We start from the raw sequence: 21,059 nt of genomic DNA on the forward strand, positions 1-21,059 counted from the left end.
AGCAGGGAGCAGGTAAGAGGAACCCACCCCTAACCCCTCCCAGGAGGGGAAGGCAAGAGGCAATAGGTAAAAAATCCTGTGTACCTCATAGCTATAATAAACGCTATAAAACCAAATACTACTCGAATATCTTCACTACTGTTCCCGATTCCCGATTCCCGATTCCCGATTCCCGATTCCCGATTCCCGATTCCCGATTCCCGATTCCCTACTCCCTACTCCCTACTCCCTACTCCCTACTCCCTTTCCTACCATGACCAACCAACCAACAATCTATCAAGTTGGGGGAAGTTTACCTAACGATGCTGCTACTTATGCAGTCAGAAAAGCTGATACGGAAATTTTTGATGCTTTGATGGCTGGGGAATTTTGTTATGTGCTCAACTCGCGACAGATGGGTAAGTCTAGTTTGCGGGTAAAAACGATGCAAAGACTAATAGATGTGGGAGTAGCTTGTGCTTCTGTTGATGTTACCCAAATTGGCAATTACGTAACGTCAGAGCAATGGTATGCCAGCTTAATTAAGAGTTTGGTAAATAGTTTTAAGCTCTCAGATAAATTCCAGGTTTTACCTTGGTTACGAGAGCGTCAGCAACTCTCGCCAGTCATGTGGTTGGGTGAGTTTATTGAAGAGGTGCTGTTGTCAGAGATTCCAGACAATATTGTTATCTTTCTGGATGAAATTGATAGTATTATTAAGGTAGAGTTTAAAGATGATTTCTTTGCCTTTATTCGCAGTTGTTATAACCAAAGAGCCGAAAAACCAGTCTACAATCGGCTGAGTTTTTGTTTGCTGGGAGTAGCAACTCCAGCGGATTTGATTCAGGATAAACAGCGCACTCCCTTTAATATTGGTCGGGATATTGAACTGACTGGCTTTACCTTTGAAGAAGCGAAAACACCACTGCTCCCTGGTTTGGTAGGTAAAGTGGATAATCCGGAACAGGTGTTAGCTGAGATATTGCACTGGACGGGGGGACAACCGTTTCTGACCCAGAAGTTGTGTAAGTTAATGGTGGAGCATTCTCAAGCTTCCCCCTTATTAAGGGGGACGGGAGGGGGATCTATCGATAACACTCCGGAATTGGGATCCCCCCTAACCCCCCTTAACAAGGGGGGAACTGGAGTTGAGGGGACTGGAGTTGAGGGCACTTCTGGAGGCGAATCGAACCATGCTCTGGCTTCCCCCTTATTAAGGGGGACGGGAGGGGGATCTATCCATAGCACTCCGGGATTGGGATCCCCCCTAACCCCCCTTAACAAGGGGGGAACTGGAGTTGAGGGGACTGGAGTTGAGGGCACTTCTGGAGGCGAATCGAACCATGCTCTGGCTTCCCCCTTATTAAGGGGGACGGGAGGGGGATCTATCGATAGCACTTCGGGATTGGGATCCCCCCTAACCCCCCTTAACAAGGGGGGAACTGGAGTTGGAGAAACTTCTGGAGGGGAATCGAACCTTAGCAAGGGGGGAACTGGAGTTGCACAGGTCGCCCGTACCCAGATTATTGATAATTGGGTATCTCAGGATAAACCAGAGCACTTGAAGACCATACGCGATCGCATTCTCAGAAATGAGCAACGGGCGAGTAGGCTATTGGGATTGTATCAGCACGTATTATATCAGGGTTATATTGCCGCTGATGGCAGTGAAGAAAAGACGGAATTAAGGCTATCGGGGTTGGTAGTGGAGCGGGATGGCTGTTTGAGGGTTAACAACCGGATTTATGGCAGTGTTTTTGATGGCGATTGGGTTAAGCAAGAATTGGCTAGACTGCGTCCCTATTCTGAAGCGTTTACCGCTTGGGTTGAGTCTGGGTGTCAGGAGGAATCGCATTTGTTGCGGGGGGTGGCGTTAGAGAATGCTCAAGCTTGGGCTAGGGGTAAAAGTTTGAGCGATTTGGATTATCAGTTTTTAGTAGCTGGTCAGGAATTAGACCGCCGGGTATTGGCAGAAGAAAGGCGCATCTTAACTGAAGCCCAAGAGAAAGCGAAGTGGATCATCAGCATAGGTGGTATTGTACTGGGTTTATCCTTAATTGTTGCTGTGGTGACTGGTATCGAAGTTAGAAAACAAAGAGAAGCCACGGGACTAGAAAAACAAGCGCTTAGTGTTTTACGACGGTTACCAGGGGATAATGGTTACTATGGCGAGCGAAAGCTTTTATACTCAGCCATGGAGACTGGGCAACAGCTATTTAATATCGTGAAAGATGGTCGCCCTTTGGATAACTATCCTGCCATCAGTCCTATCTATGCTCTACGGCAGAGTCTTAGTAAATTCAAAGAAAAGAGAAGATTTCGAGGACATCAAGACTCGGTATCGAGTGTAAGTTTTAGTCCCGATGGTAAAACCCTCGCTACGGCATCATATGACAAAACGGTCAGACTCTGGGATTTACAGGGCAATCAATTAGCACTCTTTTCAGGACATCAATCCTCGGTATTGAGTGTCAGTTTTAGTCCCGATGGTAAAACCCTCGCTACGGCATCAGATGACAATACTGTCAGACTCTGGGATTTACAGGGCAATCAATTAGCACTCTTTTCAGGACATCAATCCTGGGTATCGAGTGTAAGTTTTAGTCCCGATGGTAAAACCCTCGCTACGGTATCAAAGGACAAAACGGTCAGAGTTTGGGATTTACAGGGCAATCAATTAGCACTCTTTTCAGGAGATCAAGACTGGGTAAATAGTGTAAGTTTTAGTCCCGATGGTAAAACCCTCGCTACCGCATCAGATGACAATACTGTCAGAGTTTGGGATTTACAGGGCAATCAATTAGCACTCTTTTCAGGACATCAACACTGGGTATTGAGTGTAAGTTTTAGTCCCGATGGTAAAACCCTCGCTACGGCATCAGGTGACAAAACGGTCAGAGTTTGGGATTTACAGGGCAATCAATTAGCACTCTTTTCAGGACATCAATCCTGGGTATCGAGTGTAAGTTTTAGTCCCGATGGTAAAACCCTCGCTACGGCATCATATGACAATACGGTCAGAGTTTGGGATTTACAGGGCAATCAATTAGCACTCTTTTCAGGACATCAATCCTGGGTATCGAGTGTAAGTTTTAGTCCCGATGGTAAAACCCTCGCTACGGCATCAGGTGACAAAACGGTCAGACTCTCGGATTTACAGGGCAATCAATTAGCACTCTTTTCAGGACATCAAGACTCGGTATCGAGTGTAAGGTTTAGTCCCGATGGTAAAACCCTCGCTACGGCATCATATGACAAAACGGTCAGAGTTTGGGATTTACAGGGCAATCAATTAGCACTCTTTTCAGGACATCAATCCTCGGTAAATAGTTTAAGTTTTAGCCCAGATGGTAAAACCCTCGCTACCGCATCATCCGACAAAACTGTTAGACTCTGGGATTTACAAGGCAAGCAATTAGCACTCTTTTCAGGACATCAAGACTCGGTAAATAGTGTAAGGTTTAGTCCCGATGGTAAAACCCTCGCTACGGCATCAGATGACAATACTGTCAGACTCTCGGATTTACAGGGCAATCAATTAGCACTCTTTTCAGGACATCAATCCTGGGTATTGAGTGTAAGTTTTAGTCCCGATGGTAAAACCCTCGCTACGGCATCAGATGACAATACTGTCAGACTCTGGGATTTACAGGGCAATCAATTAGCACTCTTTTCAGGACATCAATCCAGGGTATTGAGTGTAAGTTTTAGTCCCGATGGTAAAACCCTCGCTACCGCATCATATGACAAAACGGTCAGAGTTTGGGATTTACAGGGCAATCAATTAGCACTCTTTTCAGGACATCAATCCAGGGTATTTAGTGTAAGTTTTAGTCCCGATGGTAAAACCCTGGCTACGGCATCAGAGGACAAAACGGTCAGACTCTGGCCAGTGGAAGATTTAGGTGAGATGCTGGCTCGGGGCTGTAAGTTGCTCGAAGGTTACTTTGTGGACCATCCTGAAGATTTAGAAAGCTTAGAGAAATGCCAAGATTCAGATGGCAAAATAGCTGCAGCTTCTGGTTTTGTTAAACAAGGTGAAGAGTTGGCAAAACAAGAGGATGTTGAGGGTGCTATTGCTAAGTTTAAAAAAGCCAAAGCATGGAATTCGGAGCTAGAATTACAGCCAGAGATAAAAGCCAAACAGCTAGCAGCTGCTGCTGCTAAAGTTGAACAAGGTGAGCAGTTAGCTAAAGAGGGTAAATTCACCAAAGCCCTATCTCTCTATAAACAAGCGCAACAACTAGATCCAAACCTAGAAATTGATGCTAATTCTTGGAATGAACTGTGTTGGCTTGGTAGCCTCTATGGATATGCTGCTGACGTGATAGATGCCTGTGAAAAAGCAGTAGCCAAAGCACCTAAACATAAAGGATATCAATTTGCTCGTGGTCTGGCTAGGGCTCTAACTGGGGATACCCCAGGAGCGATATCAGATTTTCAGGCATATGTAGACTGGACCGACAATGATAAGTGGAAAGCAGAACGGCAAAAATGGATAGATGAGCTGCGGGCTGGTAAGAATCCTTTTACGGAAGAGGTGTTGAAGGGTTTACTGGAGGAGTCATGGTAGGGAAGGCAATAGGCAATAGGCAATAGGCAATAGCCAAGCATTCAGCGGTCAGCGGTCAGCGGTCAGCGGTCAGCGGTCAGCGCCTGGAAACTGTAACAGGCAAGATGCCTGTTCCACCAAGATGCCTATTCTACCAAGATGCCCCAAACAGGCAAGATGCCTGTTCTACAACATTCCCGACTCCCGACTCCCGACTCCCGATTCCCGACTCCCGACCCCTTTGTAACAAAATTTTTCAAAATATGTTATAATAAAAGATTTTTGTGCTATAGTATAACAGTGGGCGCTGAGACGCCCAGAGTCAAGAGCTAGCCCGTTGATGTTGGAGCGTCCCCGGGCTATCTCTGGCTCCCCTAAAAAAGGAGATAGTTTGATTATGAGTTATTCGGAACGGCTTCATCCATGGGTGGTCATTAGGCTATTACCCCAAATGCAGCGAGTTGTTGTTGCTCGCTTCCGCAATCGATCGGATGCGGAGGGACATTTGTGGGCCCTGAAACGATTAATGCCTGATGCGGAATTTATAATTATTTTTGATGTGGGGAATAATCAAATTGATCAGGAATCGTAAGTTATAAATAGTAGGGAATAGGGAACAGGGAACAGGGAACAGGGGTCAAGAGATAGATTATCTAGGAAAATGTTGCTATGTTTTTTGATAACTGATTGTAGTGTTTCTCCTGACTCCTGACTCCTGACTCCTGACTCCTACCCTTACCAAAGGACTTTTTCAGCAAGCCCTACTTAACTCTTTCATTCACCGGAAAGCGGTCAAGTAACTGAGCAGCACGAATCGCATTAGCTTTTAAAGACTCTGATAGAGGCAACACATGGGGAATTTGGGATAATATATCTAAGGTTCGACGTAATATTCGCACTACGTCCCCTTCATCTAAGCTGGTATTACCGCATATCTCCCGCCAGGATTTGCCTAATGACCACTGTTCTATTAGACCAATTAACCTATCCTCTGACCAAACCGGTAAGGCGACATGATATCGACGCTGTAGCTGAAATACTTGACGCCGAATCCTCCTGAGGTTTGTCAATGCTTCTAGCACTTCCTCACTTGGTTGATAGTTTGTCCAACTATCCGGTCTAGGAGTTTCCGTAACTAAAGCAGAGCAAGCTGCTGCCAGTTGGTGGGGGTCTAAATCATCTAATTCTCCCGACAGCATGGCTAAGGCTAGCCACAACTCATTTTCTCCCCGAAGCGAAGCAGCCGCTTGCCCCAGAACAGTGGGAGTTAAGTCCTCCAAAGAACCAGATGCTTTTAAAATTTCAATCAGGTTCAGAAATTCGTGCCAATGCTGAGCCTGGTATTCTCGGAATTTAGCTTGACGTTGGTTAATTTGCTCCTGCAAAAACAACCGTTTTTTGTGGCGTTTGATCAGTTGAGAAGGATTACCCCACTGACGAAGAGCATGGGTTTCCATTTGACCCTCTAGATCAGCAACAACACCTTCTTGCTCCCTGACTTCTGGAGCAACCCAGAGTTGAGCAATGGTGGGAACTTGGTTAGCCAAGGCTTCAGTATCTTCATTTCCGCTTTTGACTTGACCTGGTTTAATCTCAAGCCCCTCTAAAGGCTGGAGAGTTCCAATATCAAGGCATCGAAGATTAATAATGTGAGAAGAGTCACCTTGAGTTGAGCCGGTTGAGTAATCTTCCGTAGAGCCATTGGATACTTGGTCATCGGCCACTTCAGGAAAGCCATCTAACCCCATCACATCAGCAGTTGTTGCCACATACCATCGGTTAGCAGCACTTAAGCACACCAGATAGGGGAATTGACCGGAACCCTTTTGTTTAGACACCAAAACAGCTGGAACAGGAGAAGACACTGGCACATTCTTGCCCTTCAAATAAAGAATGACTCCCGGTTGCACCTGTTGTAGTAATTGGGATACGGCTTTAGAAACAGATACCTCTGCTTGGTGTTGCAGGTCTTTAAGGATGCGGCGCTCTACTTTCAGGTGTTCCTTCAGTTTTTGATAGCCTTCCATTACTGCCACATCTACCGGTGCCAGTTGAAAATCAATTCTCGTCAGTTCCGCAGTCAGTTCAGTAATTGCCTGTTGTTGAGGTTTGAGGTACAAAGTAGCTAGATACTGAGCAAAGCTGCGTTCAACTAACTCCTTAGCTTGAGGCAGAGAGTGAGTTTGCAACAAATTCAGTACCATACCATAGGTAGGGGTAAACTGACTAACTAGGGGATCAGCACCAGCAGTTGCTAGATAAGCCGCCTCCTTAGCCCCTTCAAAGGGGGTTTGCACCGTCACCACATAGCCATTGGTATCCATCCCTCGCCTTCCTGCTCGTCCAGCCATCTGCAAAAATTCCGAGGCAGTCAGTAGCCGGTGTCCTCGGTCAGTACGCTTAGATAGACTGGAAATAACAGTGGTACGAGCAGGCATATTAATTCCTGCTGCTAGAGTTTCTGTAGCAAATACCACCTTCACTAGTCCTTGTTGGAATAGTTCTTCCACTAGACCTTTCCAAGCAGGTAAAATTCCAGCATGATGGGCAGCTATACCTCGGTAGAGGGGGTCAATTTGTTTCGTACGAGCTGCTTCTGGATTTTTACTGATAAATTCATCAATCCGTTTCTTGAGTTGAGCTGCTTCTTGTTCATTGACCAGGGATAGTGGACCCATCTCATCTACTGCCTTATCACAGCCTCGGCGGCTAAAGATGAAGTAGATAGCTGGTAACATCTCCCGTTTTTTTAGTTTGCTCACCACAGTGCTAATGCTGGGGCCTTCCGGACGTCCATGTTTGTCCTTGCTTTTAGGACGTCTGGTTTTGAGGGAGTTGTTAATCTTGGTGTGGTCGTCATTCAGCAGGGAGACAATTCCCTTGGGATGGGCAAAGTAAAACTCTAGAGGAACAGGTCGGAAGTCAGAGTAAATCAGCTGAGTGGAGCCATGAACTTGATTCAGCCAGTCGGTCAGCTGGTCAGAATTGGCAACGGTGGCGGAGAGGGCAACAATTTGAATATCTGGCGGACAATAGATAATTGATTCTTCCCAAACCGTGCCTCGTTGTCGGTCATTCATATAGTGACATTCGTCTAGGATCACCGCCTCAACCCCTAGCATAGAGGCTCCCACTTGACCAATTGGGGTACCATAGAGCATATTACGGAAGATTTCCGTAGTCATCACTAACACGGAAGCTTCCCGGTTGACCGAGGAATCACCGGTAACTAGACCGACTTTGTCTGCGCCAAATTTTGCCCGAAAATCCCTTAGTTTCTGGTTGGAGAGCGCTTTGAGGGGGGTTGTGTAGAAAACACGTCCTCCTTGAGACAAAGCACGATAAATGGTATATTCACCAATTAGGGTTTTCCCAGAACCAGTCGGAGCACAGACAACTACTGATTGACTATGATTGAGAGCCTCAATTGCCTGTTTTTGGAACTCGTCGAGTTCAAAGGGAAATAGGTTGTTCGGGTCAAGGTCTACTGATGAAGTAGCAATATTCACACAAGGTTTTTCCAATAAGGTATATGATCGTTAGGTGTTGCTTGTAATTACGTAGTCCTTTGGTTGTATATATTGTATGTTAGTTAATTAATTGAGAGGGTGTACACCATTTTACTCAAGATACCCCTGGTGTATTTATAGGGATTTGTTTCCTCTAACAAAGGGCGAGACAAACTTGAGGTGCTTTAGGGTAGGGTGTTTGAGGCTATTTCCAAAAACTATTCCGAAAGGGGTTCAGGTATTTGCGGGGAGTCTGGTCATAGGGGAACCCTGCCGACTGGACTGCTGGTACACTGGGGCTTTGCTGTGTTCGGTAGAGTTGTTGCTGACCATGTCTCGATACTATTCCCTTGATCATCAAGAGAACGCACCACCACAGTCACAGCTGGTTCCGAGGTACCGTAGTCTGGGTGAGTTGCGATCGCACTCAGGTAATCTCCAGGCTCGACATTACTAAGACTAATCCCAAACTTCCCGTCTTGATCTGCTTCGGCTGTAGCAATCTTCTTACTCAAGGGACCTATCCCATGGGTTTTTGGGGAAACCTGGTCTACAACATAGATATCTACCTCAGAACCAGGGTCAGGTGACATACTCCCACACTGACCTGACCATCCCGTTGGAAAAACTCTACCGCTAACCACCGAGGTGTATTTACAGAATTATTCCCAGTGTCTCGCCTACGGTTGGGAGAGTCTCGCTTAGGGTTTGGTCCATCACCTACTTGATAATGCCTTGCTCCGGTATGGTTTCTAGTGACTAGGTCAATGCTCAGCCGTCGAAGTATTCGTCCTTTAAGACTGGTTGGAGATAAAGGTTACACAGGTCGTAGAATCCGTAATTACCTCCGTCGTCGTGGTATCCGTCTTACCATACCACGACTTTCCAGCCGAACCACGTCGCGGTCGATAAAACCTTTGAAATCTATCGTCAACGCCACCTTGTAGAGCGTGCTATCAATCGAATCAAGCAATTTCGCTCCCTTCGCTACCCGATACGATTTGCTTGCTGAAAATTATACAGCCATGTTGACGATCGCATTAATTTTATTGTGGTTATAGTTTGAAAACACGCCCTAGAGTAGTCACTTTGAAGTGCATATGTAAAAATACTTAATAGGTCGTAAACTATCAGCCATAAGTACTAAATATTTCCTGTAGTTGCTTTTTTTTTCTAGTAGCAGGTTATAGTACTGGAGTCATTGCTATAACTAGCTAATCAAAGGGGGTTACAGCAGCAGATAGGTATGACTTCAGGGTCAAGGTCGGTGATGTTAGCTATATCGAAGGGCGTAAGTAAACTAACTATAACGTATCTAAGCTAAATTAAGTGATTATGCCCATACTTATTTAGTCATACCCTTGATGCGCTAATCCCCCACTTAGGGGACAATAGATTAATTAATAATTCATAAAGTGGTTTAGGTGTGATGAAAATTATAATGATTAACTCTATGAGTTATTGGGATAAAAATTACTTATTAAATAATTATATGGTAATAATAAATATGTTGTGAACGCTCAGGCGGACAAGATGCCCGCACTACAAATTTTTTTTGTCTGGATTTTTACAACTCGTTTATAAACGCGCTTAGTAAGTTGTTAACCATCTAATTGGCACAGGAAAAGTTACAGGTTGCGGTGGGACAAAGCGCGAGTTTTCCAACTCCTAGGTCGCCGCTCGGCGAACGCCAAGGGAACGCTCACCAAGAGATAATTTTGAGGGTTGACGGTTGAGGTTTGAAGGTTTACGGCCCCCCTAGCTTCGGGTGCGGAGCAATAAGGGTGGATCCCTGCTGACTGTTAAAGCCTATTAATCAGCCTCTACACCCAAAGCTATCAATTTAAATGTGCCATTTCAATGACTGTCATCTTAGTTATCTACCAAATTCAGCAAAATTACGCTGAATTACAGTCAAATTATCCCAAAAATAGGTTTTAGTAAAAATACCGCATGGATAGCTCATAAATCTTGACTGCTGATTAATCATAATCGAATTTAATTAAAATACCTACAAGTGCTTTAACACATTATCGCTTTCGTGTTTATTGACACAAGGTAGTGAGAATGTTCACTTTTTTAAAAGGGTGAAATCAACGCCATGCTACGGATAATTATTAATTATTGATATTTAAAAAAAACAATGTGAAGTTTTTGTGAACACAATGAAAAATGTTAAATATTATACAATTTTACCGCTATATTCCCCATTATTAATCAAAATTAAGCATGTTTTTTTTATTTGAATAAAGAAAATTTTCTAGTAAATTAATATCCCAATACAGTTAATATTTGCAAATAACTGAAGTATCTGCTTACCTCATTACTGATACCAAGTCTAGGTAACATACCAGGGTAAGCGCAAGAAAAATGAATTCATAATATGCTAGTGAAACCGATGTCACAATAAAGGTGTCCCATGGTGATTGGCTTCGATAAACCCACTAACTCAACTTACACCAGTAGTCCATCCTTACCACTACAACCAGCCCTTGATGTTCAACAGGTTCAGCAGCAAATGCTCGAGCATTTTGAACATCTATCAGATCCGCTCCGGAAACAAGGAGTGCTCCATCCATTTGTAAGTATAGTGATGATTGCACTGGAGCGCCACCATGGTCGGGGCAAGGGGCAACGGATGAGAAACTTATGGGATTAGCCACCAGCATTGGTTATCGACCTTTTTAGCATTACCAAATGGGATTCCCATTGCAGATACATATCGGCCAGTGTTTGAGCAGATATCCCCGAGAGCCTTTGAGAATAGTTTCGAGAGCTGGTTAATAATTTTTGTGATAGATAATGGAGCCGAGGTGATTCCTATTGATGGCAAACAAATCAAGGGTTCCTATGATCGCAACCAGGGAAAATCGGCTTTACATGTGGTTAGTGCCATAGCGAGTGAGCATCGGTTGTTTCGTAGGTCTTGTGAAAGTAGATGATAAAAGCAATGAAATTACAGCCATCAAGCGCCCTACTAGAATTACTCAACATCTCTGGATGCATCATTACCATTGATGCCATGGGGACTCAGCATCAAATAGCCGATGGTATTCGTGCTCTTGGTGCTGATTATGTTTTGGCGCTCAAAGGAAATCATCCTACTTTGTTCGAGCAGGTTAAGCAATGGTTTGAAACTGCTGTTGCTAATAAGTTTGAGGGTATCGAGTATAGCTATGATCTGCGGGTAGAATCAGGACATCATCGTACTGAAAAGCGTCAGGTTTGGGCAGTAACTCTTGCTGAAATAGACTTCGATTTGTACAAACAGTCGCAGTGGTCTAGATTACAGACCATTGTAATGGTTATTCGCACCCGCCATCATAGGAACAAGACTACCCGTGAGGTGATGTTTTACCTTACTTCTTTACCACCCCTCAACACGTCGGGCTTAGCAATCCGACAACACTGGTCCATTGAAAACCAACTGCACGCTCGTATTAGATTTCACCTTTGGGGAGGATGCGACGCGGATTCGTACAGGACATGCACCACAAAATATGGCTAATCTCAAGCGCGCTTAGTCTCAATCTACTAAATCTGGAAACGAGTTATAAACGCAGTACTCGTCAAAAAGTCAAACGATCCATTATGGTAGCAAGGTATATGCTTAAGGTTTTAAAAGCTTCGATTCCCCTACAGTCTAACTTATCTGAGCCATAATTTTTCGCCGCTGTACCCTGGGTAACATACCTCCCAATACTACTGAGTTAGTAGCGGACACCCGTAGATCGCGCAGCTACACCAACGAAACCTGCTTTCCCTACTTTGCTCCAACTGTGGCCGATCCCTTGCAGTATTGAAATAGGTGGTTATATCTTTACGCTGTTCCTTAGCAAAACCTTGTTCAAGATCACCTTCTATGTCCACTACACTTGATTTAAGTCCAAAGAACTATGAATAAGATTCTAGTAATCGAAGACGAGCCAATAATTCGGAAGAACCTACTCACCCTGCTCAGAGCAGAAGGGTTCGAGACGATTAGTAGTGACAACGGTAACAGTGGGGTCAAGCTTGCTCAAGAGGAGCAGCCTGATTTAATTATTTGTGATATAATAATCCCTCAGCTAGATGGTTATGGTGTTTTAAAGACTCTGCAGCAACATCCCGTAACTGCTGCGATTCCCTTTATTTTCCTCAGCTCCAAAGCTGACTGGTCAGATTGGCGTATGGGGATGAGGTTAGGGGCTGATGATTATCTGATCAAGCCTGTTAAGCGCGAGGAATTGCTAGATGCGATCGCGACTCGACTACAAAAACGACTTTATCAAACCAAGTGCCATCATCTTGAACTGAAAAAAGTTCAAGCTCAACTGGACTATCTACTCCGTTATGACCAGCTTACTAACTTACCGAACCGACTCTTGCTAGAAGAGCGATTTAATCAACTACTGATACAACGACAGGGACGTTATCGTCGTCTGCCAGTGCTGTCTTTAAGTTTTGACCAACTTAATCAGATCAACAATATCCTAGGCCCTGTTAGTGGTGATTTGTTACTTCAGGCAGTGGCCAAACGACTTCTTGGTAGGGTTGGACCTTTGGATACAGTGGCTCAGTTAGGGATAGATCAATTTGTGATCTTGCTAGCTACTACAATTAACCAGACAGAGATAGGGCAAATGGCGGAAACACTGATCGATGCTTTATCCTTACCCTTTACTATAGAAGAATATGAGATTGTCCTGACCCCTAGAATCGGCATTGCCTGCTTTGGTAGGGATGGTCTTGATCTAAATACCCTGATCACCCATGCCAACGGAGCCAGAGAAAATGCTGGACACAAAGGACAGAAGGCTTACGAATTTTATATTGCCTCGATTGGTGACAAATCCCAACAAGCCCTATTGCTAGAATTACAATTGCGCCAAGCATTGCAACAGGATGAACTTCAACTTTACTATCAGCCCAAAGTAAATCTTAGAACTGGAGAAATCGAGGGAGCAGAAGCCTTAATCCGTTGGCATCATCCAGAATTGGGAGCAATCTCTCCAGCTAAATTCATTCCCCTAGCCGAGAAAACTGGTTTGATTGTGCCTGTAGGAGAGTGGGTACTCCGAAAAGCCTGTACCGAAGCAAAACTCTGGCAAACTCAAGGGTTGTCCCCAGTACAAATCGCTGTAAATTTATCGGGACATCAGTTTAATCAACCCAATCTCAGTGACTCCATCGTAGCAATTCTGGAAGAAACCGAACTGGAAGCGAGATATTTGCAATTGGAATTAACCGAAAGTACCCTGATGGAGAATCCAGACCATGCGATCGCTACCTTAAAAGAGTTAAAGTCCTTTGGTATTCAGATCTCGATTGATGATTTTGGAACCGGTTACTCTTCTCTGAGCTACCTGAGACTATTTCCCTTTGATGTGTTAAAAATTGACCGTTCTTTCGTTTGCCAACTTACAGAGGATGTAAAAAACGAAGCCATTACTACTGCGATTTTGCAAATGGCTCACAGTCTCAACTTGAAGGTGGTGGCAGAAGGGGTGGAGACAGCTAGCCAACTAGCGTTCCTGTGTGGTCATAAGTGTGATGAAATTCAGGGTTATTGCTTCAGTCCTCCATTATCGGCTCCAACCTTCACAGAATTGCTTAGTACTGGTAAAAGGCTTTCAATCTCTTCTATGGCTTAATTAATTTATTAGTTAATCCCGCCAGGCTGAATTAATTAATAAATTAATTTTTAATTATTGCTATAGGGTTTTAAAATGAATTTTCAAAAATAATTACAGTTATTTGAATTTACCCAAAATACCTATATAATATAATATATCTCATCTCTTTCCTTTTGCATGGAAGCTTTTCCCTCAGGGATTATGTTAACAAATAAAAGGTAAATGCTATAGCCATTATCAATGGTTTGAAAGACAGATATTTTGTAGGAACACGATCAGATCGTGCCCCTACTGTTTGCAATCGAGATCAGAGCAACTATAATAATCGGCTGAACACTCAGCACTCCCCACTCAGTAACTGAGTATTCAGCTTATATTACTTGCTCCACTTCAAGGATTTCAGGGATAAATTCCTTTAAGCGGCGCTCAATCCCCATTCTGAGGGTCATGGTAGAGCTAGGGCAAGACCCGCAGGCTCCCTGAAGTCTTAATTTAACAGTCGGACCATCTAACTCAACTAGCTCCACATTACCACCGTCAGCGATCAGGTAAGGACGCATCTCATCCAGGACTGTTTCAACATTTTCTGGAGTGAGTGCCATTGTTTCTGACATAATCAACCTCAGCTACATTGTAATTTTATGATAACTATGTTAATGGTAGCTTTCTGTGGGAAATGACCAATGACTAAAAACTGATGACCGATGATCGATATCATGGTTAAGGTTTAGGATAGCGATCGCACCATGTCTCATCCTCTATACGTTGCCTTTATCTGGCATCAGCACCAACCGATTTATAAATCCTACAACGGTGCCTCGGTGGCATCAGGCCAATATCATCTACCTTGGGTGCGCCTACATGGCACGAAAGATTACCTAGATTTGGTGCTGCTCCTAGAGAGCTACCCTAAGTTGCATCAAACGGTTAATCTAGTACCAACTCTAATTTTGCAACTGGAAGATTACATTGCTGGTACTGCTTTCGATCCTTATCTGACCCTAGCGCTAACCTCCACTGAACAACTGAATCAACACCAGAAGCAATTTATCATCGAACATTTCTTTGATGGCAATCACTACACCCTGATTGACCCCCATCCCCGTTATCGAGAACTGTATGAGAGCCGCCAGGATAAGGGTAAAGAGTGGTGCCTAAACAATTGGACACTAGAGGATTACAGCGACCTACTAGCATGGCATAACCTAGCGTGGATTGATCCGTTGTTTTGGGATGATCCCGATATTGCTAGATGGTTGGAGCAGGGGCGAAACTTCACTTTGTCAGACCGACAGCGCATTTACTCCAAGCAACGAGAAATCCTCAGCCGCATCATCCCCCAGCACCGGAAAATGCAAGATGCTGGTCAACTGGAAATAACTACAAGTCCCTATACTCACCCTATTCTACCGTTGTTAGTAGATACGAATTATGGTCATGTAGCTGTTCCTGAGATGAGTCTACCCCAACAGCGATTTCAGTGGGAGGAGGATATTCCCCGACACCTCCAGAAGGCTTGGCAGATGTATACAGAAAAATTTGGACGAGCTCCACGTGGGCTATGGCCTTCCGAACAGTCAGTCAGTCCTGAAATTTTACCTTACATTGCCGAAGCTGGGTTTAATTGGATTTGCTCTGATGAAATAGTATTGGGTTGCAGTATCAACCACTTTTTCCATCGGGATGAGAGAGGGAATGTTACCGAACCAGAGTTACTTTACCGCCCTTATCGTCTAGAAACAGATCACAAAGACCTAGCAATTGTGTTTCGAGACCACCACTTATCAGATTTGATTGGCTTTACCTATGGGTCAATGTCACCGACTAAGGCAACGGCTGATTTCCTGGGACATTTAGACGGGATTCGCGCTTCCCTTGCGATCGCAGAGTGTAACCCTGACACCTCGAAACCCCAGCAATCTGAGGCTTGCAGCGGTTTAGAACAGCCTTGGCTAGTCACGATTGCTTTAGATGGGGAGAATTGCTGGGAAAACTATTCCGAAGATGGTTTACCCTTCCTCCAATGCCTCTATCAAAGTCTGAGTGATCATCCTCATATCAAACTCGTAACGGTTTCTGAGTTTATCGAACCATTTTCCCCTACAGAAACTATTCCGATCAGTCAACTACATAGTGGTTCCTGGATAGATGGTAGCTTCACCACTTGGATTGGTGACCCAGTCAAGAATCAAGCTTGGGACTTACTAAGTGCAGCACGACAAACCTTAGCCAAGCATCCAGAAGCCACGGAAGAAAATAATCCAGAAGTTTGGGAAGCTTTGTATGCAGCAGAAGGTTCTGACTGGTTTTGGTGGTTTGGTGAGGGTCATTCGTCCAACCAAGATGCCGTCTTTGACCAGCTGTTCCGGGAACATTTGTCGGGGATTTACCGAGCACTGAATGAGCCAATGCCACCTAATCTCAAACACCCCTTAGTATCTCTTCAGGTACCTTGATTGAACCGGCTAACTAATATACTATTATTTGTGGCTGTCGTGCCCGATAAATTGGGCTGCCATTAGGCTGGCTGGTTTAATCGGCAAGATTAATCAGGCTAGTTATGTCAAGGAAAATTTCAGCAGTCCAGAAACCAACTATATCCAAGCCGTGAAGCTATCTATCTACCACACCCCGGAAGAAACTCCGAAAGACACCTTACCAGACTGTGCGATCGCAATTGATGTCCTGCGAGCCACGACGACCATGGCTACAGCTTTAAATGCTGGTGCTGAAGCGGTGCAAGTGTTCAGTGATATTGACCAGTTAATGGAAATCAGCGAACAATGGCCCACTGACAAACGGCTACGAGCTGGGGAAAGGGGTGGTAAAATGGTAGAGGGCTGTGATATGGGTAACTCGCCCTTAATTTGCACACCTGAGCGAGTAGATGGAAGGCGACTATTCATCAGTACCACCAACGGTACCCGTGCTTTACAGCGTGTCCAAAATTCCCCGGTAGTCCTAGCCGCCGCCTTAGTCAATCGTCTGGCAGCAGTGGAGTATTTACTGACCCACAAACCAGATACTATTTGGCTAGTGGGGTCAGGTTGGGAAGGATCCTACTCCCTAGAAGACACGGTTTGTGCTGGGGCGATTAGTCAAAGGCTTATGGAAGAAACCGGAGACTCAGTGGATGACATTGCTGGTAATGATGAAGTAATTGGTGCGATCGCACTTTACTCCCAGTGGCAAGATAAATTACTAGAGATGTTCTATCACGCTAGTCACGGAAAACGCCTGCTGCGGCTCAATGGTCATGAAGATTTAAAGTATTGCGCTCAAACTGATGTATTAGACGCTTTACCGATTCAGAAAGAACCAGGGGTTTTGGTTAACAACCCAGTTAGCAGGTAACAGGCACGTAACTAAAGACAGCTTTTTAGCTGTTTTAGTTTACGTACGAAATTATTTTTTATTTTTTTAGCTTTCCTCTAATTTTTGGGAATGAACTCACCAGAATTTAATTCACTTAACCAACTTTTCGAAGGACTAAGTGAAGAAGAATTAGCTCAACGATTGGGAGTGGAACCAGCAACACTCCAAGAATTAAGAGACCAAGCTGATTTTAAGCAGTGGATTGACACTCCCCGTCCTATAAGGACAAGGATTCTTTCTTCAAAGGGATTCCTACGAATTTACCCTCAGAAAGCATCTTGACCGTATGCCCTACGGCTGCAAGTCCACGTAAGCGAACGACTTGAGCGGCTGCTACATCTCTATCAGTTGTATAGCCGCAATTTGGACAACTATGTACACGCTCAGCTAAAGTTTTTTTTCCAGTTTCTGTTAAACAATTGGGACAAATTTGGCTAGTCTTTTTAGAATCGACTTTTTGGAAATAGACACCACGCTTAAAACAGCACTGCTCTAATATTTGGAAAAACTGTCCCCATCCCGCATCTAAGCAGTGCTTTCCTAGCATTCCCTTCGCCAATCCTTTGAGATTTAGATCTTCAACAAAGATCATCCCAGCCCAATCACAAAGATTATGAGCTAATTCCCAATGGTAATTCTTCCTCAGGTTAGCGATTTGTTCGTGTAATTTACTAACTTTTGCCTGTGCTTTGCGACGGTTGCTACTTCCAATGCGCTTCTTGCTCACCCTCTTTTGCAGCAATTTAAGCTTGCGTTCGAGGCGCTTGAAAGGGCGTGGATTGGAAAATAGAGTACCGTTACTGACAGCAGCAAAATGTGAAATTCCTACATCAATTCCCAAAGCTTCTCCATGAGGCATAACTTGGGGCATATCTACATCCCAACTTAGCGTTAGCATTACATACCAGCCAGAAGATCTTTTGACCACTCTAGCTTGCTTAACTACAGCATCAGCAGGTATTTCCCGTGATTGCCTCATTTTTACCCAGCCAATTTTAGGTAGCTTAACTCTGCCAGGCCCGGTCGGGTTAACTCCTAATTGTGGAAAAACAAAAGACCGCATCTGCCCCTGCTTCTTGAACCGGGGAAAGCCATGACCTTGCTCCCACATACTCACAAAAGCTTTCTCCAATATGCATGAGGGTTTGCTGCAAAACATGAACTTGAACTGATCTTAATTGCTCAATAGCTTTCCTGGCAGCAGTTAAGCCACGACACTGACTGGCATAAGTAGGACGTTTAGCATCTGCTGGGATAATGTATTCACCACCGAGGGAGCAAGCGTTAATCTGACAGCTACGAGACCTATACCAATCTTTGCGCTCAGCTAGTCCATAATTGTAGACTTTGCGGCACTTTTCTAACCAGTTTTCAAACAAATCTCTTTGTTTAGCAGTAGGTTTGAGTTTGAACTCGTAGGTTAAATTAAACACTTTGCTCGCCTCCTTAACCCGAGAATATCACATCTTGAACTAAGGTGCAAACGTTTTATCAAAAATGTATCTATAATTAAAGCCGTCCTAGAATGACGGGGCTTGAAACCCATTATTATCGGTCAAAGTAAAGACCCAGAATCAGTTTCCTGGCGATATCAGAAGGATAAGCAACGCTATATAATTAACTTATCCTTTGGATGATTGTGGTTTACCTTGTGATTTTTTTTTGATGAATCAAAGTTTCGTTGAATTTACCAGTAACGCTAATCAAAACTAAAACTGCTTCAAAAAGCGCAAATCACTGTTATACAAGCGACGAATATCATCAATCTGGTGCAGCACCATGGCAAAACGTTCTACTCCAAAACCAGCAGCGAAACCTGTATAAATTTCAGGATCATAGCCTACAGCCTTGAGTACATTGGGGTCAACCATACCGCAACCCATCACTTCTAACCATTTCCCTTTCCACTGCACATCCACCTCTGCTGAAGGTTCAGTGAAAGGAAAATAACTGGCACGGAAACGCACTTCTAACTCTTCCCCAAACATTGCCTCCAAAAATTCCTTAAGGGTACCTTTGAGGTCGGTAAAGGTTATCCCTTCATCCACTGCCAAAAGTTCTATCTGATGGAACACTGCCGAGTGGGTAGCATCTACCGTATCCCGTCGATAAACTCGACCAGGTGCCACAATCCGAATCGGTGGCTCATGGTTTTCCATGTAGCGAATCTGTACCGAAGAGGTATGGGTACGCAGCAAATTACCATCGGGCAAGTAGAATGTATCTTGCATATCCCGAGCCGGATGGTCAGGGGGAGTATTCAGGGACTCAAAGTTATAGTAATCTGTCTCCATCTCTGGGCCAGTAGCAATGGTGTAGCCTAAACCAACAAAAATATCTAATGCCCGATCAATGGTGCTATTGAGGGGGTGAATTCGACCTTGGGGACGATATACCCCTGGCATAGTCACATCCAGGGTTTCTGAACGCAATTTTGCCTGAATTTCAGCTGCTTTCAGCTCTTGCAGCCTCTGCTCTAGGTTCTGCTGGAGGGTTTCTTTGACAACATTTGCGATCGCACCAATCTTAGGTCGGTCTGCTGGTGCTAACTTACCCATTCCCCGCAATATCTGAGACAGTTGCCCTTTCTTGCCTAGGTAATTAATGCGCAACTGTTCCAAGTTTTCCAAGGTATCAGCAGAAGCGATCGCAATGGTTGCTTCTTCTTTGAGTGTAGCTAGTTGGGTCTCAATCTCGTTGAGGCTTGTCATCAGTAATTTTAGGTTAGTAAGAGAAGAACCGGAAACCCCTGTCATTTATGCAGGACTGTTTCATTTTACTGAAAAAATTGTCAGCTGAGTGGGGTAAACGGTCTTAGAGTATATCAATTTCAGATTAAAATCGAACAGCGACTTTTATCTTTGGCTGCAGTATCCTATCTCATGAAATTGCTCATCAGCAACGATGATGGTATTTTTGCCCTTGGTGTACGTACCCTTGCCAACACCCTCGCTGAAGCGGGGCATAATGTTACCGTAGTATGTCCTGACCGAGAGCGCTCAGCAACTGGTCACGGTTTGACCCTCCATGACCCGATCCGTGCTGAAGTTATAGATCACATCTTTCATCCCAAGGTTACTGCTTGGTCTTGTTCTGGAACCCCTTCAGACTGTGTAAAGCTGGCTTTGTGGGCATTAATGGATAGCGCGCCAGATTTAGTGCTTTCTGGGATTAACCACGGCTCTAACCTGGGTACTGATGTCCTCTACTCTGGCACTGTTTCAGCCGCTATGGAAGGGGTAATCGGAGGGATTCCCAGCATTGCCTTCAGTCTAGCTACCTACACCTCAAAGGAGTTTCAAGTAGCGGCTTCATTTGCGAAAACTCTCCTAAATCAGCTGTCAGAGCAACCTTTAGCAAAAACAACATTACTCAATGTGAACGTGCCAGCTGTTAAGCTCTCAGAAATAGCTGGTATTGCCATCACCCGTCAAGGGATTCGTCGTTATATCGAGAATTTTGAGAAACGAGTTGATCCCCGAGGCAAAATCTATTACTGGTTAGCTGGTGAAGTTATTGAGGATGTGGAACAACCCGATCATATTCACTTACCTCAAGATATCCCTACTGATGTTCAGGCAATTCGCAACAACTACATTACCATCACCCCTTTACAATATAACCTCACTGATACTGCTAGGGTGTATCACTTGCAGCAGTTGAAACTGGGTCAAGATGAAGGATGTTCGCCCTAGGCTTTCCTTGTAGGGTATAATCAAGGATGAAAGATGAAGGATGAAGGATAAAGTTTTGGAAAATTTACCTGAATTTATATTGACAAATGAGCAGCTTTACTGCTTTTATACAGAAATACAAGTGACCGTTTAATCCTCAAAAATAATGTAAAAACCACCCATGCTGCGACAACTTTAGTCAGCGGATTTCTCTAACGATTAAAGCAGGTATTGATGAGATGCTTGGTAATTGTAAGACCCGTTGGCAATAGCTTAAAAAAGAAAAAGGTGAAACCAACTAGTCAACTATTTTTTTATTCAACTTTCAACTTTCAACTTTCAACCTTAAGCATTC

15 protein-coding genes and 1 pseudogene are annotated in these 21,059 nt (G+C 44.3%); 11 read left to right on the plus strand and 5 right to left on the minus strand.

The window, feature by feature from the left end:
* The first annotated feature begins 78 nt into the window (after nt 1-78).
* The 4 genes from F6K53_RS00160 (at nt 79) to F6K53_RS00175 (ending at nt 5,123) form a co-directional block, all read left to right on the plus strand.
* Nucleotides 79-300 (plus strand): hypothetical protein, encoded by a 222-nt coding sequence (locus F6K53_RS00160; RefSeq protein ID WP_293071577.1) that lies wholly within the window; start codon nt 79-81, stop codon nt 298-300.
* Nucleotides 254-4,552: an AAA-like domain-containing protein gene (locus F6K53_RS00165; protein ID WP_293079541.1), complete on the plus strand. Its 4,299-nt coding sequence runs from the start codon at nt 254-256 to the stop codon at nt 4,550-4,552. The genes F6K53_RS00160 and F6K53_RS00165 overlap by 47 nt, the downstream gene beginning before the upstream one ends.
* Before the next feature lie 104 nt (nt 4,553-4,656).
* Nucleotides 4,657-4,803: a hypothetical protein gene (locus F6K53_RS00170; protein ID WP_293071579.1), complete on the plus strand. Its 147-nt coding sequence runs from the start codon at nt 4,657-4,659 to the stop codon at nt 4,801-4,803.
* Between the two features lie 125 nt (nt 4,804-4,928).
* Nucleotides 4,929-5,123, plus strand: coding sequence for a hypothetical protein (locus tag F6K53_RS00175; protein ID WP_293071581.1), 195 nt, complete (start codon nt 4,929-4,931; stop codon nt 5,121-5,123).
* Between the two features lie 169 nt (nt 5,124-5,292).
* Here F6K53_RS00175 and F6K53_RS00180 read toward each other — a convergent pair whose 3' ends face one another.
* Together F6K53_RS00180 and F6K53_RS00185 are read right to left on the minus strand one after the other, a co-directional pair.
* Nucleotides 5,293-8,040: a DEAD/DEAH box helicase gene (locus F6K53_RS00180; protein WP_293071580.1), complete on the minus strand. Its 2,748-nt coding sequence runs from the start codon at nt 8,038-8,040 to the stop codon at nt 5,293-5,295.
* 257 nt (nt 8,041-8,297) lie between these two features.
* On the minus strand, nt 8,298-8,633 hold the full coding sequence (locus tag F6K53_RS00185) for a hypothetical protein (RefSeq protein WP_293029039.1): 336 nt from the start codon (nt 8,631-8,633) through the stop codon (nt 8,298-8,300).
* Nucleotides 8,634-10,459: 1,826 nt separating this feature from the next.
* On the opposite strand from F6K53_RS00185, the gene F6K53_RS00190 reads away from it, so the two are divergent.
* The 4 genes from F6K53_RS00190 (at nt 10,460) to F6K53_RS00200 (ending at nt 13,673) form a co-directional block, all read left to right on the plus strand.
* Nucleotides 10,460-10,699, plus strand: a complete 240-nt coding sequence (locus F6K53_RS00190) for a hypothetical protein (RefSeq protein ID WP_293067711.1) — start codon at nt 10,460-10,462, stop codon at nt 10,697-10,699.
* A gap of 43 nt (nt 10,700-10,742) precedes the next feature.
* Nucleotides 10,743-10,982, plus strand: coding sequence for a hypothetical protein (locus tag F6K53_RS45630; RefSeq protein ID WP_364302461.1), 240 nt, complete (start codon nt 10,743-10,745; stop codon nt 10,980-10,982).
* 8 nt (nt 10,983-10,990) lie between these two features.
* Entirely contained in the window at nt 10,991-11,548 is a 558-nt protein-coding gene (locus F6K53_RS45635) for an ISAs1 family transposase (RefSeq protein ID WP_364302408.1), read from the plus strand.
* Nucleotides 11,549-11,936: 388 nt separating this feature from the next.
* Complete coding sequence (locus tag F6K53_RS00200; RefSeq protein ID WP_293067616.1) at nt 11,937-13,673, plus strand: EAL domain-containing response regulator; 1,737 nt, start codon at nt 11,937-11,939, stop codon at nt 13,671-13,673.
* Nucleotides 13,674-14,026: 353 nt separating this feature from the next.
* Here the strand turns inward: F6K53_RS00200 and F6K53_RS00205 are convergent, their stop codons facing one another.
* Complete coding sequence (locus F6K53_RS00205; RefSeq protein WP_075903514.1) at nt 14,027-14,257, minus strand: NifU family protein; 231 nt, start codon at nt 14,255-14,257, stop codon at nt 14,027-14,029.
* Nucleotides 14,258-14,401: 144 nt separating this feature from the next.
* Here F6K53_RS00205 and F6K53_RS00210 point away from each other — a divergent pair, with 144 nt between their 5' ends.
* Both F6K53_RS00210 and F6K53_RS00215 read left to right on the plus strand, forming a co-directional pair.
* Entirely contained in the window at nt 14,402-16,111 is a 1,710-nt protein-coding gene (locus tag F6K53_RS00210; RefSeq protein ID WP_364302412.1) for a glycoside hydrolase, read from the plus strand.
* Between the two features lie 151 nt (nt 16,112-16,262).
* On the plus strand, nt 16,263-17,009 hold the full coding sequence (locus tag F6K53_RS00215; protein WP_293067700.1) for a 2-phosphosulfolactate phosphatase family protein: 747 nt from the start codon (nt 16,263-16,265) through the stop codon (nt 17,007-17,009).
* A gap of 238 nt (nt 17,010-17,247) precedes the next feature.
* Here the strand turns inward: F6K53_RS00215 and F6K53_RS00220 are convergent.
* Together F6K53_RS00220 and pheS are read right to left on the minus strand one after the other, a co-directional pair.
* Nucleotides 17,248-18,463 (minus strand): annotated as a pseudogene (locus tag F6K53_RS00220) (transposase).
* 276 nt (nt 18,464-18,739) lie between these two features.
* Entirely contained in the window at nt 18,740-19,741 is a 1,002-nt protein-coding gene (pheS, locus tag F6K53_RS00225; RefSeq protein WP_364302415.1) for a phenylalanine--tRNA ligase subunit alpha, read from the minus strand.
* 171 nt (nt 19,742-19,912) lie between these two features.
* Between pheS and surE the strand changes: the two genes are divergently transcribed.
* A complete protein-coding gene (surE, locus tag F6K53_RS00230; protein ID WP_293067619.1) occupies nt 19,913-20,725 on the plus strand; it encodes a 5'/3'-nucleotidase SurE in 813 nt (270 codons plus the stop codon).
* Nucleotides 20,726-21,059 lie beyond the last annotated feature (334 nt).

Source organism: Moorena sp. SIO4A1, from assembly GCF_010672065.1.
Classification (GTDB): Bacteria; Cyanobacteriota; Cyanobacteriia; order Cyanobacteriales; family Coleofasciculaceae; genus Moorena.